Genomic DNA, 14934 nt, shown 5'->3' with positions numbered 1-14934 from the left:
CGGCATCGTGGTGCCGCCCGTTACATTCCTGATTACAAATCGGCGCGATAATTCATCGGCACCCAGTCGTAATTGGTGGCATCGGTGCGGACATGACCAATCCCCGGAAAGGCGATATGCGCCCCGGCGATCCAGTATTTTTCGGCCACGGCCTCGTCAAAGGCTGCCTGACGGCTGCGAACGGCCTGATCGGAGTCAATGTCAAAGGCGATGGCGACACCCGGTTCGTCAAATTGCAAAACATCGCCGTGGGTGATATCCCCCCAATAGACAAATTTTTCACCCTTGCTTTCGATGGTCAGCGCACTGTGCCCCGGCGTATGGCCGTTGCGCAGGGTGGACGAAACCAGACCCGGCAACGGGGCGGCATTATCGTCAAAGGTTTTGAACCGCCCGGCATCGATATAGGGTTGGCAGGCCGCAACCGCCTGATCGAACATCGGTTTAAGATCATCGGATGCCGCGGCCTTTTGGGCCGGGTCCAGCCAGAAATCGACATCGCGTCTGGGCGCATGCACAATGGCATTGGGGAAAACAACCTGATCATTCAGAACAAGCCCGCCGGAATGATCGGTGTGAATATGGGTCAGGACGATATCGTCAATCTGGTCCGGGGCATAACCCGCCGCCCGCAAATTGGCAGGCAGTTTGCCCAGTTGCGGTCCGAACATATCGCCGGTTCCGGCATCCAGCAGCACCAGCCGTTCGCCGAAATTCACCAAATAGGCATTGACCGAGGTATGGGTGGGCGAGCCGCGAAAGGCCGCCGCCAGCGCCAGATCGACATGTTCCGGCGTGGTGTTGAGATAAAGTTCGTTAAAGGGTAGCGCGATGGTCCCGTCCGACAGGGCGGTAATTTCGATATCGCCCAGCATCATGCGGTAATATCCGGGGGCCTGTGTTCCGGCCAGCGGGGCCTTGGCCTGTGCCAGCAACGGCACAAAGACCGACCCGCTGGCGGCCCCGGCGGCAAGGGCGGCAAGCGATCCTTTAAGCATCGAACGACGTGACAGCATAAAACAGTTTCCTTGGTTGAATTGCGATGCCCAAAGAGTATATTGTGGCGCATCAGTAATCAAATCGATGCCAGTCATGGAAAACATTAATCATTTCAATTTACGGTCCTTTGACCTCAATCTTCTGATTGCCTTTGACGCAATGATGCAAGAAATGAGCGTGACCAAAGCCGCCGAAAAATTGCGCATCGGCCAATCGGCCATGAGTCACAATTTATCGACCTTGCGCCTGTTGCTTCAGGATGATTTGTTTATCCGTGTCGGACAAACCATGCAGCCGACCGCCCGCGCCCTTGCCCTTGGCGGGCCGGTGCGGGCCGCCTTGCATCAGGCGCAATCTGCCCTTGATGCCCGCGATGTTTTCTGTCCGCACAGCGAAATCCGGCTGTTTCGCGTGGGCCTGACCGGCGAAATGGAAATGGTCTTGCTGCCGGCATTGATGGCCCGGATTCAACGGCTGGCCCCCGGTGTGAAATTGCTCAGCCGGACGGTGACCGCCGATACTGTCGATACGATGATGGATTCCGGGGCGATTGATCTGGCGGTGGGGTGCAAGGAAGTCTTGCAGTCGCGCTATTGCGGGGAAATCCTGTTTGAATCACAGGTCGCCTGTTGTTTTAACCCGACATTGTTGCCGTTTGACGGCGGGCTTGGACGCAAGGAATATCTGGCGGCGCGTCATGCGGTTTTGTCGCAAACCGACAATGTGACGGGATGTGTCGGGGCCGCCCTTCAGGGGTTGGGGATTGAAATCGATATCGTGATGGCGGCACCCGATTTTATGCCGCTTTTGGCCGCTGCCCGGACCGCGCCCTTGATTGCAACGGTGCCCGGCCGAATCGCCAGCCAATATGCCGCCCTGTTTGGGCTTGCGGTTTGCGACATGCCGATTGAAATCCATTTCCCGCCGGTTTCGATGAACTGGCCCTTGCGCACGGACAAGGATGCCGGGGGCATGTGGCTGCGCGATCAGGTGCGCGCCGTGGTTCAGGAATTAAACCCGTCAGAATCGCCTGCGGTGATCGCCGCCGAATAAAACAACACCCCGCCGGTTGCCCGGCGGGGTGCGAGGTATTGTGGTGCAATAACCTCAAAGAGGCCAAAACCTCTGGCCTTGAAATAGGGTGGTTGATGGTGCTGGTCAAGCGCTGCGCGGTTGATTAAAAAATAATCAAAAAAAATTAATTGAACCAAAAATAGTCACATATCGCGCTCTGCGCGCAAATATTCTCCTGATTTGTGCTGTTAAATAGTCATTTATTGCGTTGAGTCTCCGGGATTCTTGCCCGCATCGCAGATAATTTCAAAACTGGCATGATTTTAGCTAGTAGCGCTGCGGTGCAATAAACTCGCAGTGGAGGCTGTAAAATGAATAAAAAGCTTCAGGCGCTTTTCGGCGCAGGGGCGCTGGCGTTTTCGACGCTGGCAATGACACCGGCGCAAGCGGCCGATACCATCAAGGTCGGCGTGCTGCATTCTCTTTCGGGGACGATGGCGATTTCGGAAACCACGCTCAAGGATACGGTCCTGATGCTGGTTGATGACATCAACAAAAAGGGTGGCCTGCTGGGCAAGCAACTCGAAGCCGTGGTTGTTGATCCGGCATCCGATTGGCCGCTGTTTGCGGAAAAGGCCCGCGAACTTCTGGAAAAGGAACAGGTCGCCGCCGTTTTCGGATGCTGGACCTCGGTCTCGCGCAAATCGGTTCTGCCGGTGTTCGAGGAGCTGAACGGCATGCTGTTCTATCCGGTGCAATATGAGGGCGAGGAAAGCTCGCGCAATGTCTTTTATACCGGTGCCGCCCCGAATCAGCAGGCGATCCCGGCTGTCGATTACATGATGAGCGAAGATGGCGGCGGGGCAGAACGTATTGTTCTGCTGGGCACGGATTATGTTTATCCGCGCACGACCAACAAAATCCTGCGGTCCTATCTGAATGCCAAGGGCATTGCCGATGCCGACATCATGGAAAACTACACGCCGTTCGGTCATTCCGACTGGCAGTCGATTGTCGCCGAAGTCAAAACCTTTGCCTCGACTGGCAAAAAGACTGCGGTGATTTCGACGATCAATGGCGATGCCAATGTGCCGTTCTACAAGGAACTGGCCAATCAGGGCATCAAGGCTGAAGACATCCCGGTTGTGGCGTTTTCGGTGGGCGAAGAAGAACTGGCCGGGATCGATACCGAACCCCTGATCGGTCATCTTGCCGCCTGGAACTATTTCCAAAGCGTTGAATCCGATGCCAACAGTGCCTTTATCGAAAAATGGCATGCCTTTATCGGCAATGATGCCCGCGTGACCAACGACCCGATGGAAGCCACCTATATCGGCTTTACCATGTGGGCGCAGGCCGTGCAGCAGGCCGGGACCACCGATGTCGATGCCGTGCGTCAGGCCATGTATGGCCAGCAAGTCCCGAACCTGACCGGCGGTGTGGCGGTGATGAACACCAACCATCACCTGTCCAAGCCGGTCCTGATCGGCGAAGTACAGGGCGATGGCCAGTTTGACGTTGTCTGGGCCACCGATGATACGGTTGTCGGCGACGCATGGTCGGATTTCATCCCCGAAAGTGCCAAGCTGACGGCGGACTGGACCTATCCGTGGGTCTGCGGCAATTGCGAAAATCCGATGTATTGATCGGATGATCTGTGGGTCGGCCATCTTTGATGGCCGACCCTTTTTCCGGCCAAATGCCGGTATTCTTCCGGCCCTTTGGCCCTTTCCCGATTTTTCTTGCTGTCCAAAGGCTTTCTGACCATGAGTAATGCCATGATCCGGTCTGTGCGCGGCCTTGTGCCGATGATGCGGTGTCATCTTGTCTGTCTGATGATGGTGCTGGGGGCGCTGACGGTTTCGCCGTCACCGGCATCGGCCTTTAGTGACGAGGAATTGCGCATTGCCGCCGACCGGCTTGCGGGCGACGGGGCCAACGACAAAATCGCGCTGATCAACAATATGGCGGCGGATGGTGATCCCCGTGTGGCCCCGATCCTCGAGGCGATGCTCGATGGGCGGCTGTTCTTGCGCAAAACCGATCAGCATGTGGTGATTGGCGAAAAACAGGGCAGCATCTGGCGGCATATCGATGTGGTCAGTGGCGATGTGGCCGGCGAAAGCCCGGCATCGGGGCTTGAGAAATTACGGGTCAATAACCGCCTGCGCGGTGCCTTGCGCGATGCGCTGGGCGGGTTGAATCTGTTCAGTCTGGATATTGCGTCGCGTCGGGCGGCGGTGGAAACCGTGATGGGCGCCCGCGATCCCTCCATGTTGCCGCTTCTGGTGCGGGCGATTGAACGCGAATCCGATGAAACCCTGCGCAACCGCATGGAACTGGCGCGTGCCACCATGGCGCTGGCCGCCGGGGTCAACAAGGAAGAACGTCTTGCGGCGATTGCCGCCCTTGCCGGGGAAACCACCCCGCAAATCCGCGCCGTTTTGTCGCAATTCATTCAAAGTGCCGATGCCGAAAAAATTGAACCCGACGTGATCGAGGCCGCCGAAACGGCGCTGGCATCGGTCGAACGGCGTCTGGGCCTGTGGCAGACATTCGGCGATCTTTATCGCGGGATCAGTCTGGGCTCGGTTCTGTTGCTGGCCGCGGTCGGGCTTGCCATCACCTTTGGCGTGATGGGGGTGATCAATATGGCGCATGGCGAAATGGTGATGATCGGGGCCTATACCACCTTTGTCGTGCAGCAGGTGATCCAGAATGTCTTTCCCGCCGGGTCGGGCTGGTCTTTGGCGGTGGCGGTGCCGATGGCGTTTCTGGTTGCCGGTCTGGTCGGCATTGTCATTGAACGCACGATCATCCGGTTTTTATATGGCCGCCCCCTGGAAACCCTGCTGGCGACATGGGGGTTAAGCCTTGTGTTGCAGCAAACCATCCGCAGCATTTTCGGCGCCACCAACCGGCAGGTCATGGCCCCCGATTTCATGAGCGGTGCCATTGAAATGTCCAGCGGCCTTGTCCTGACCTATAACCGCTTGTGGATCATTTTATTCAGCCTGATCGTCGTGGCCGGGATTGCGGCGGTGTTGCGCTATACCGCCTTTGGCCTGCAAATGCGGGCTGTCACCCAAAACCGCCGCATGGCCGGGTCGGTCGGGATCCGCACCGGGCGGGTCGATGCCCTGACCTTTGGTCTGGGGTCGGGGATTGCCGGGATTGCCGGGGTCGCGCTCAGCCAGATCGACAATGTCAGCCCCAATCTGGGCCAGGGTTACATCATCGACAGTTTCATGGTGGTGGTCTTTGGCGGGGTGGGCAATTTGTGGGGCACGGTTCTGGGCGCATTCAGCCTTGGCATCGTCAACAAGTTTCTGGAACCGGTGGCCGGTGCGGTTCTGGCCAAAATCTTTGTCCTGATCGCGCTGATCCTGTTTATCCAGAAACGACCCAAGGGGCTGTTTGCCCTTAAAGGCCGCGCGGTGGAGGCATAAGACATGACCGACTATCGCCAGAAATACCAGACCACGCCGGTCATCGGCTGGTTGATGAAGGACCGGGGTGGCATGATCCTGCTGGCCATACTGGGGCTTGCGATCATTCTGGTTCCGGCGGGCAATCTGCTGGTCCCCAAAGACTCGCTGTTTCATGTGCCAACATGGGCGCTGGGCCTTTTGGGTAAATATCTGTGTTATGCGTTGCTCGCACTCAGCGTCGATCTGATCTGGGGCTTCTGCGGCATTCTCAGTCTGGGCCACGGGGCGTTTTTTGCACTGGGCGGTTATGCGATGGGCATGCATCTGATGCGTCAGATCGGCGATCGCGGGGTGTATGGCAATCCGCTTCTGCCCGATTTCATGGTGTTTCTGAACTGGTCCGAATTGCCGTGGTACTGGTACGGATTTGACATGTTCCCCTTTGCCATTGTGATGGCCATGTTTGTGCCGGGGCTTCTGGCCTTTGTGTTTGGCTATCTGACATTCCGTTCAAGGGTGACGGGGGTCTATCTGTCGATCATCACCCAGGCGATGACCTATGCCCTGTTACTGGCGTTTTTCCGCAATGATATGGGCTTTGGCGGCAATAACGGCCTGACCGATTTCAAGGATTTGCTGGGCTTTAACCTGCAAACCGATGGCATGCGCTCCAGCCTGTTTGTCGCATCCGCACTGGCATTGGCGGTGTGTTATATCGTGGCACGCGGCATTACCCGGTCGCGTCTGGGCAAGGTCCTGATTGCCATTCGTGATGCCGAAAGCCGGGTGCGTTTTACCGGCTATCGCGTTGAACATTACAAATTGTTTGTCTTTACCGTTTCGGCGGTGATGGCCGGGATTGCCGGGGCGCTGTATGTGCCGCAGGTCGGCATCATCAATCCGGGCGAATTTGCCCCGGCCGCCAGCATCGAAGTCGTGATCTGGGTGGCGGTTGGCGGGCGCGGCACCCTGTATGGTGCGGTTTTGGGCGCGTTTCTGGTCAATTATGCCAAAACCTATTTTACCGGGGTCTTGCCGGAATTGTGGCTGTTTTTCCTGGGCGGGCTGTTTATCGCCGTCACCTTGCTGTTGCCCAAGGGCATCATTGGCGCGGTGCCGACATTCGGATCACCCGACCGGCAATCGGTTTTTGTCACATGGCGCAAACGCCTGAACGACCGGCGCAGCCGTCAGGGAGGTTCGGCATGAACGCCGCAGCAATGTCAACCGCATCGGCAAAAGCCCAGGGCGGAACCATCCTGTATGTTGACGGGGTATCGGTGACATTCGACGGGTTCCGGGCGCTCAATAACCTCAGTTTCTATGTCGAACCGGGTGAATTGCGCGCCATTATCGGCCCGAACGGGGCGGGAAAAACCACGATGATGGATATCATCACCGGCAAAACCCGGCCCGATAGCGGCGATGTGCTGTTTCAAAGTGAAATCGACCTGACCAAACTCGACGAGGCCGAAATCGCCAATCTGGGCATTGGCCGCAAATTTCAGAAACCGACGGTCTTTGAAAGCCATACGGTTTTTGACAATCTTCTGCTGGCTTGTTCGGGCGGGCGCGGGGTGTTTCAGGCGCTGTTTCACCGTCTGGGCACGGCAGAAAAACAGCGGATCGAGGAAACCCTGACCACCATCATGCTGACCGACAGCCGCGATGCCCTTGCCGCCAATCTGTCGCACGGGCAGAAACAATGGCTGGAAATCGGCATGTTGCTGATGCAGGAACCCGATCTGTTGCTGGTCGATGAACCGGTGGCCGGGATGACCGATTCCGAAACCGAACAAACATCGAAATTGCTGCGCACCATCGCCAAGGACCGGTCGGTGGTGGTGGTCGAACACGATATGGAATTTGTCCGCGATCTGGATTGCAAGGTGACGGTGTTGCACGAAGGATCGGTTCTGGCCGAAGGCAGGCTGGATGTGGTGCAAAAAGACCCGCGCGTGATCGAAGTGTATCTGGGACGATAGGAAACCGCCATGTTGGAAGTCCGTAATATTGATCTGTTCTATGGCGCGTCCCATGCCCTGCGGTCGGTGTCCCTCAATGCGGAAACCGGGCGGGTGACGGCGGTTCTGGGCCGCAACGGGGTGGGCAAGACATCGCTGATGCGGGCCGTGGTCGGCCAGCATCCGATCCGCAATGGCGATATCCTGTGGGAAAGCAAAAACATCTCGCGCGATCCGTCGTGGAAACGCTCGGCATCGGGGATTGCCATCGTGCCGCAAGGCCGCGAGATTTTCCCGTTGCTGACGGTGCGTGAAAATCTTGAAACCGGTTTTGCCGCCCTGCCGCGCCCGATGCGTCATATCCCCGATGAAATTTTCGATCTGTTTCCGGTGCTGCGCGATATGTTGGGGCGGCGCGGCGGCGATTTGTCGGGCGGGCAGCAACAACAACTGGCAATTGGCCGCGCCCTTGTGACGCGCCCGCGATTGCTGGTGCTGGACGAACCGACCGAAGGTATTCAACCCTCGATCATCAAGGATATCCAGCGCGTGATCAAACAACTGGCCGGGCGCGGCGATATGGCGATTTTGCTGGTCGAACAATATTTCGATTTCGCCCATGAACTGGCCGATGAAATTGTCGTGCTGGAACGGGGCGAAGTCGTTCTGGCCGGGGCCAAAACCGAACTGGACCGTGAAAAAGTCCGCAGTCATCTGACTGTTTGATCATCATCTGCCTAAAATCTGCGCATGCAAAAACAATGTGCAGGGCGGCAGATCGGCACAAATGCGCCATCAGGCAACTGGCCCGTATTTTGCTGTTAACGGTGTCCGGCTGCTATTGCCGGTCATCAGGTTTCAGCTTCAGGATCACCGGTGCAGCTTCGCAAGATCAACAATCCGGTCCATGAGGACGTTATATCAAAGGCCCCGCTGCGCCCGGTGGTGACCAATGGCCGGGCCGAGGTGACGTTTCAGGCATCGGATCGCCCCGGTGCGCAGGCGGTTCTGGATCATCTTTATTACCGCGATCCGATGAAAATCCTGTTTCCGCGTCCGATGGCCGATGATCTGGTCGCGGCGGCACTGGTGACGACATCGGGCGGCATGGTCGGCGGCGATTGTCTGGCGTTTGAGGGCGGCGTCGGGCCGGGGGCGGCCGGGCTGTTTACCGCACAGGCGGCGGAAAAGATTTACCGGTCGCTGGGGCCCGATTGCAAAATGGATGTGGTGTTGCGGGCTGCGGATGGCGGCTGGCTGGAATGGTTGCCACAGGAAACCATCCTGTTTGACGGGGCGCGGTTGCGCCGGACGACACAGGTGCATGTCACCGGTTCCGGGCGGGTTCTGGCCGGGGAAATCATGGTGTTCGGGCGGTTGGCCCGCGGCGAGGTATTTGATCGCGGTCTGGCCCGCGATGCGTGGGATGTGACGATTGACGGGCGGCCGGTCTGGCGCGATGCCCTGCATCTGGAAGGCGATATTCGCCGCATTCTGGATCATCCCGCCAGTTTCGCCGGGGCCAGGGCCTGTGCAACGGCCATTCTGGCGGGGCAGGATGCCGCGTCGCATCTGGATTTCGCCCGCGCGTGTCTGTTGCCGGTTGCTGGTGATGCGGGTGCTGATGACGGTTCGCATGACGGCGTTCTGGCGGCGGCCACCGCGATCAACGGGGTTCTGGTGATGCGCTGGCTGTCACCGGACCCGATGAAATTGCGCCGGTCTTACGGCGCGTGGTGGGCGGCTTTCCGTCATGGCATACAGGGACTTCCGGCGCGTCTGCCGCGCCTGTGGGATATTTAGACACAAGGGGATGAAGGCATGAATCTGACGCCACGGGAAAAGGATAAATTGCTGGTTGCGATGGCGGCCATCGTCGCCCGCCGCCGTCTGGAACGCGGGGTCAAACTGAATTACCCCGAAGCCATCGCCCTGATCAGCGATTTCGTCGTCGAAGGGGCGCGCGATGGCGTGCCGGTCGCCGATCTGATGCGCGACGGGGCCACGGTTCTGACCCGCGATCAGGTGATGGACGGCATCCCGGAAATGATCCACGAAATCCAGGTCGAGGCGACCTTTCCCGACGGGGTCAAACTGGTCACCGTTCACGAACCGATCCGCCAAAGGGGGCAGCAATCATGATACCGGGCGAAATCATCACGATGGACGGCACCCTGATGTTGAATGAAGGGCGCGAGACCCTCAGTCTCAAAGTCGCCAATACCGGGGATCGTCCGGTACAGGTCGGGTCGCATTACCATTTTTACGAAACCAATCCGGGGCTTGATTTCGACCGCGAAGCCGCCCGCGGGTTTCGTCTGGATATCCCCGCCGGAACGGCGGTGCGGTTTGAACCCGGTCAATCGCGCGAAGTCCGGCTGGTGAAATATGCCGGGGCCCGCAACATTTATGGCTTTAACGCCAAAATCAACGGCGCGTTGGAGGGATAATCATGGCCTATGAAATTGATCGTGCTTCCTATGCTGCCATGTTCGGCCCGACCGTGGGCGACCGCGTGCGCCTTGCCGATACCGACCTTGTGATCGAGGTCGAAAAGGATTTCACCATCCTGGGCGAAGAAGTCAAATTTGGCGGCGGCAAGGTGATCCGCGACGGCATGGGCCAATCGCAGGTATCCCGCGCCGACGGATCGGTCGATACCGTGATCACCAATGCCCTGATCCTTGATTATACCGGCATCATCAAGGCCGATATCGGCCTGCGCGATGGCCGGATCGCCGGGATCGGCAAGGCCGGAAACCCCGATGTGCAACCCGGTGTGGATATCATCATCGGGCCGGGCACCGAAGTCATTGCCGGCGAAGGCAATATCATCACCGCAGGCGGTATTGACGCCCATATTCACTGGATTTGCCCGCAACAGGTGGACGAGGCACTTTATTCCGGTGTCACCACCATGCTGGGCGGGGGCACCGGGCCTGCGGCAGGCACCAACGCCACCACCTGCACACCGGGCGCATGGCATATCGAACGGATGTTGCAGGCCGCCGATGGCTTGCCGATGAATATCGGTTTCTTTGGCAAGGGCAATGCAACCCTGCCCGCCGCCCTGATCGAACAGGTCAAGGCCGGGGCCTGTGGCCTGAAACTGCATGAAGACTGGGGCACCACCCCGGCCAGCATCGATAATTGCCTGTCGGTGGCCGATGATCTGGATGTGCAGGTCGCCATCCATACCGATACATTGAATGAAAGCGGTTTTGTCGAACATACCCGGGCGGCGTTCAAGGGCCGCACCATTCATACCTTCCACACCGAAGGCGCGGGCGGCGGTCACGCCCCCGATATTATCAAACTGTGCGGCGAGGCCAATGTCCTGCCCAGTTCCACCAATCCGACCCGGCCCTTTACGGTCAATACGATTGATGAACATCTTGATATGCTGATGGTCTGCCATCATCTGGACCCGAAAATCCCCGAAGACGTCGCCTTCGCCGAAAGCCGCATCCGCCGCGAAACCATCGCGGCCGAGGATATCCTGCATGATATCGGTGCCTTTTCGATCATTTCATCGGACAGTCAGGCCATGGGCCGGGTGGGCGAGGTGATTTGCCGCACATGGCAGACCGCCGACAAAATGAAAAAACAGCGCGGCCAACTGGCCGAAGACGGTCCGGGTAATGACAATTTCCGCGCCAAACGCTATGTTGCGAAATACACCATCAATCCGGCGATTGCGCAGGGCATTTCGGCCCATGTCGGCTCGGTCGAGGTCGGCAAGATTGCCGATCTGGTGATGTGGAAACCGATGTTTTTTGGCGTCAAACCCGATATCATCGTCAAGGCGGGCATGATCATCGGGGCGGCAATGGGCGATCCCAATGCCTCGATCCCGACGCCGCAACCGGTGCATTACCGCCCGATGTTCGGGGCCTATGGATCGGCGCTGGCCCGCACATCGTTTTCGTTTGTCTCGCAATTGTCGATCGATGCCGGGATTGCCGCGCAATACGGGCTGTCCAAGGGATTGCTGCCCGTCTCAAACACGCGCAATATCGGCAAAAAGGACATGAAACTGAATGATGCCCTGCCGAAAATGGAAGTCGATCCGGAAACCTATCAGGTCCGTGCCGATGGCGAACTTCTGACCTGTCAGCCCGCGACCAGCGTGCCGATGGCACAACGTTATTTCCTGTTTTGAACAAGGGACAATTTCATGCGGCGTGCCATTGAACATATTGCCGTATCACACGCCAGCCCGGCAGAAGTCCGTGGCACCGTCACCCTGGCCTTTGCCGACCGGCACCGGCGGCGCATCCGCCTGACCGATGATACCGGCGAGGCCTTCCTGCTTGATCTGCCACATGCGGTACGGCTGGGCGATGGCGACCGCTTGCGTCTGGATGATGGCGGGGTGATTGTCGTCATTGCCGCGCCTGAAAACGTTCTGACCATCACCTGTGCCGGACCGGTTGCGGCATCGCGCATTGCCTGGCATATCGGCAATCGCCATACCCCGATGCAGGTGCTGCGCGACGGGCGGTTGCGGATCATTGATGATCATGTCCTGCGCGAAATGGTGATCGGTCTGGGCGGGGTGGTTGATGCCGAAATCGCCCCGTTCGATCCGGAACGCGGGGCCTATCACGGCAAGGCTGCTGCGGCAGAATCGCGTCACGGGCATGGTCATGGTCACGGTCATGACCATTTCGACGATCACGATCATGACGACCATGATCACTCCCACGCATCCGGGGGCGGGCATGACCACTGATCCCCTTGGCCCCGCGGGGCTGATGCGTCTGATGACATGGTTGGGGCCGTCCTTTCCGGTCGGCGCCTACAGCTACAGCCACGGCGTGGAATATGCGGTGGAAGATGGCCGGGTGTCCGACACCCAAAGCCTGACCTCATGGGTCGAAGGCGTTCTGCTGTTTGGCGCGGGGCGGGTCGATGGTGGCCTGTTCCGGCAGGCATGGGATGCCGCCCGCCAGGGTGATTTTGACCGTCTGGTACAGGTCGGCATTCAGGCCGATTGCTGGCGCGGGACGGCGGAAATGGCGCTGGAAACCACCGCACAGGGGCGGGCCTTTGTGTCGTCGGTTGCAAAGGTCTGGGGCGATGATGTGCTGTCGCGTTGGGCACAGGCCATGCGCGACGATGACCGGCAACCGTCCTATCCGGTGGCGGTTGCCATTGCGGCGGCACAGGCGGGCATTCCGCTGGCCGATGCCCTGACGGCCTATCTGCATGCGATGGCCGCCAATCTGGTGTCCAGTGCGGTGCGGCTGGTGCCGCTGGGTCAGACCGATGGTTTGATGGCGCTGGCCGCTCTTGAACACATCGTCACCGATGCCTGTGCGCAGGCGATCACGACCGGCGACGGCGATCTGGGGGCCTGTGCGCCGCTGATCGACTGGACGTCGATGAAACATGAAACGCAATATACAAGGTTGTTCCGATCATGACATCACCCCTGCGTATCGGGATTGGCGGGCCGGTCGGCTCGGGCAAGACCGCCCTTCTGGAACGTCTGTGCAAGGCAATGCGCGATGACTTCAACATCGCGGCCATCACCAACGATATCTATACCCGCGAGGATGCCGAATTTATGACCCGTTCGGGCGCGTTGCCTGCCGACCGCATTGCCGGGGTCGAAACCGGCGGCTGTCCGCATACCGCCATCCGCGAAGATGCGTCGATCAATCTCGCCGCGGTCGAGGACATGACGGCCCGGCATCCGGGGCTGGAGGCTATTTTCATTGAATCGGGCGGCGATAACCTGTCGGCAACCTTTTCACCGGAACTGGCCGACATCACCATCTATGTCATCGACGTTTCCGCAGGCGACAAAATCCCGCGCAAGGGCGGGCCGGGCATTACGCGGTCTGACTTGCTGATCATCAATAAAACCGATCTGGCACCGCTGGTTGGTGCCGACCTTGGCGTGATGGCCCGCGATGCCAAAAAAATGCGCGGCGACCGGCCCTTTTTATTCACCAATCTCAAGGCCATGGACGGCCTCGAAGACGTGAAAAAATTCATCATCGAGACAGGGGGGCTCTGTCAATCTGCTGCGTAATCTAACGCACCAGAACGCAGATGACGGGAGCACCAGACACCCGGCCCGGATTGGGCCGGGTGTTTGTTTTGGGGCCACCAAACATTAAATGCAACTTTTTGGTTGCTCAATCAAAAATCATCTGCCATGTTAAATGCAACAAAGGAGTTGCATAAAATGACAAACACAATTGAAAAAAAGATCACGATCAAGGCATCACGCAGTCGCGTCTGGCAGGCATTAACAGACCACAAGGAATTCGGAACATGGTTCGGCGCGCGAATTGATGGCCCGTTCAAAACCGGTGAAACCTCGACGGGTGATCTTACAATTTGCGAAGGTGTAAAATGGCAATCGACCATCAAGGCAATGGAAGAACCGGCTTATTTCGCCTATACATGGCACCCGTTTGCGATTGATCCCGGGCAGGATTACAGCAAGGAACCCGAAACACTTGTCGAATTCTGGCTTGAGGAAAAAGGCGGCATGACGCAGGTAACCGTTCGGGAAACCGGCTTTGACAATTTGCCGGCACACCGCATGGCAGCGGCCCTTCAGGCCAATACACAGGGCTGGGGCTTCCAGTTGGAAAATATCAGGAAACATGTCGAAAACTGAAACCCGTCTTTCCGGGGCAGGCAAAGATCCGGACTTTGCGGAAATCTTTGCCGCTCTTGGCGATCCGACCCGGTTGGCAATCTTTGATCGCCTGTCGGATGGACAGGCCCGGTCGATTGCCGTTCTTTCCGACGATGCCGACATGACCCGGCAGGCCGTTACCAAGCATCTCCATGTTTTGGAAACAGCGGGTCTGGTTGAAAGTCACAAGGTTGGTCGCGAAAGCCGGTATGTCTTTTGCCCGGACCGTCTGGCCCTTGCGCGGGCCTGGCTCGAACATGTTGCCGGTCGTTGGGATTTTGCACTGATGCGGCTCAAATCATTTGCCGAGGACGATAGCCGTTAGGCCATGACAGGTTTCTGAAAATGAAAACCTGCCGGTTGATCCTCATGCGGTCCACCGGTTCCGACGATGCCCGATGATTCCGGGCATTCGTCCCTTCGCCAACCGGACCCGCCGCAAGATGACCTTCCGCCTTTAGGGCGGCGACGGCAACGCCCCCAGCTAAAACCACCCTTGCCGACAACGCGGAATCCGGGCAGTCGCCAGCCTCACCGGCAAACCCGCACAGGACCCAGCCCTGCTTTCGCCGGTCGGATGGCAAGCGACGGCCCCCCACGGCCCCCGTCGGTGCCGGGGCCACGGAAGCCCGGACAAACTTCGGGCCTCCGCCCGCCGCGCCAACAGGCCCGGCAACGGACCCACTGCTCGCTGCTGCCACCCCCGGCAAGACCGGACGCTGCCCGATGACGTCGGACACCCTCCGGGCAGGTCCTGCCACCGACAAGACGCAATTCGGGCGTCCTGACAAATGGCCGGATTAGCGGACCCGCATCATGCCCCCGTAATGGCTCCTCCATCCGCCGGTCATAATCCTGCGGGTGC

The 14934-nt window shown here is 58.6% G+C and carries 16 protein-coding genes; 15 read left to right on the top strand and 1 reads right to left on the bottom strand.

Features of this window, described 5'->3' with window-relative positions; translation table 11 throughout:
• Nucleotides 1-32: 32 nt before the first annotated feature.
• Entirely contained in the window at nt 33-1016 is a 984-nt protein-coding gene (locus Q8O73_RS12515) for an MBL fold metallo-hydrolase (protein WP_305558500.1), read from the bottom strand.
• A gap of 76 nt (nt 1017-1092) precedes the next feature.
• Here Q8O73_RS12515 and Q8O73_RS12510 point away from each other — a divergent pair, with 76 nt between their 5' ends.
• The 15 genes from Q8O73_RS12510 to Q8O73_RS12440 all read left to right on the top strand — a co-directional run bounded on the left by Q8O73_RS12510 (nt 1093) and on the right by Q8O73_RS12440 (nt 14394).
• Complete coding sequence (locus tag Q8O73_RS12510; protein WP_305558499.1) at nt 1093-2052, top strand: LysR substrate-binding domain-containing protein; 960 nt, start codon at nt 1093-1095, stop codon at nt 2050-2052.
• Nucleotides 2053-2384: 332 nt separating this feature from the next.
• On the top strand, nt 2385-3659 hold the full coding sequence (urtA, locus tag Q8O73_RS12505) for an urea ABC transporter substrate-binding protein (RefSeq protein ID WP_305558498.1): 1275 nt from the start codon (nt 2385-2387) through the stop codon (nt 3657-3659).
• A 120-nt stretch (nt 3660-3779) separates the two neighbouring features.
• The gene (gene urtB, locus Q8O73_RS12500) at nt 3780-5462 is read left to right on the top strand and encodes an urea ABC transporter permease subunit UrtB (protein ID WP_305558497.1); all 1683 of its coding nucleotides are present in this window, start codon (nt 3780-3782) and stop codon (nt 5460-5462) included.
• 3 nt (nt 5463-5465) lie between these two features.
• Nucleotides 5466-6653 carry an urea ABC transporter permease subunit UrtC gene (urtC, locus tag Q8O73_RS12495; RefSeq protein WP_305558496.1) on the top strand — a complete coding sequence of 396 codons (1188 nt, stop codon included), beginning with the start codon at nt 5466-5468 and terminating at the stop codon, nt 6651-6653.
• On the top strand, nt 6650-7429 hold the full coding sequence (gene urtD, locus Q8O73_RS12490; RefSeq protein ID WP_305558495.1) for an urea ABC transporter ATP-binding protein UrtD: 780 nt from the start codon (nt 6650-6652) through the stop codon (nt 7427-7429). Before urtC ends, urtD begins: the two co-directional genes overlap by 4 nt.
• Before the next feature lie 9 nt (nt 7430-7438).
• Nucleotides 7439-8134 carry an urea ABC transporter ATP-binding subunit UrtE gene (urtE, locus tag Q8O73_RS12485; protein ID WP_305558494.1) on the top strand — a complete coding sequence of 232 codons (696 nt, stop codon included), beginning with the start codon at nt 7439-7441 and terminating at the stop codon, nt 8132-8134.
• Nucleotides 8135-8284: 150 nt separating this feature from the next.
• Nucleotides 8285-9211 carry an urease accessory protein UreD gene (locus Q8O73_RS12480; protein ID WP_305558493.1) on the top strand — a complete coding sequence of 309 codons (927 nt, stop codon included), beginning with the start codon at nt 8285-8287 and terminating at the stop codon, nt 9209-9211.
• Nucleotides 9212-9229: 18 nt separating this feature from the next.
• Nucleotides 9230-9550 carry an urease subunit gamma gene (locus Q8O73_RS12475; protein WP_305558492.1) on the top strand — a complete coding sequence of 107 codons (321 nt, stop codon included), beginning with the start codon at nt 9230-9232 and terminating at the stop codon, nt 9548-9550.
• Nucleotides 9547-9858, top strand: coding sequence for an urease subunit beta (locus Q8O73_RS12470; RefSeq protein WP_305558491.1), 312 nt, complete (start codon nt 9547-9549; stop codon nt 9856-9858). Before Q8O73_RS12475 ends, Q8O73_RS12470 begins: the two co-directional genes overlap by 4 nt.
• A 2-nt stretch (nt 9859-9860) precedes the next feature.
• Entirely contained in the window at nt 9861-11570 is a 1710-nt protein-coding gene (gene ureC, locus Q8O73_RS12465) for an urease subunit alpha (RefSeq protein WP_305558490.1), read from the top strand.
• A 15-nt stretch (nt 11571-11585) separates the two neighbouring features.
• A complete protein-coding gene (locus Q8O73_RS12460) occupies nt 11586-12143 on the top strand; it encodes an urease accessory protein UreE (protein ID WP_305558489.1) in 558 nt (185 codons plus the stop codon).
• Nucleotides 12133-12837: an urease accessory protein UreF gene (locus tag Q8O73_RS12455; RefSeq protein ID WP_305558488.1), complete on the top strand. Its 705-nt coding sequence runs from the start codon at nt 12133-12135 to the stop codon at nt 12835-12837. Before Q8O73_RS12460 ends, Q8O73_RS12455 begins: the two co-directional genes overlap by 11 nt.
• Nucleotides 12834-13451 (top strand): urease accessory protein UreG, encoded by a 618-nt coding sequence (gene ureG, locus Q8O73_RS12450; RefSeq protein WP_305558487.1) that lies wholly within the window; start codon nt 12834-12836, stop codon nt 13449-13451. Before Q8O73_RS12455 ends, ureG begins: the two co-directional genes overlap by 4 nt.
• Before the next feature lie 156 nt (nt 13452-13607).
• Nucleotides 13608-14048 (top strand): SRPBCC family protein, encoded by a 441-nt coding sequence (locus tag Q8O73_RS12445; protein ID WP_305558486.1) that lies wholly within the window; start codon nt 13608-13610, stop codon nt 14046-14048.
• The gene (locus Q8O73_RS12440) at nt 14035-14394 is read left to right on the top strand and encodes a helix-turn-helix transcriptional regulator (RefSeq protein WP_305558485.1); all 360 of its coding nucleotides are present in this window, start codon (nt 14035-14037) and stop codon (nt 14392-14394) included. The genes Q8O73_RS12445 and Q8O73_RS12440 overlap by 14 nt, the downstream gene beginning before the upstream one ends.
• Nucleotides 14395-14934 lie beyond the last annotated feature (540 nt).

The sequence above is a fragment of the Thalassospira sp. genome, from assembly GCF_030690045.1.
Taxonomy (GTDB): domain Bacteria; phylum Pseudomonadota; class Alphaproteobacteria; order Rhodospirillales; family Thalassospiraceae; genus Thalassospira.
Note: the sequence above shows the minus strand (reverse complement) of the source record. Positions and strands in the feature narration are given on the sequence as shown.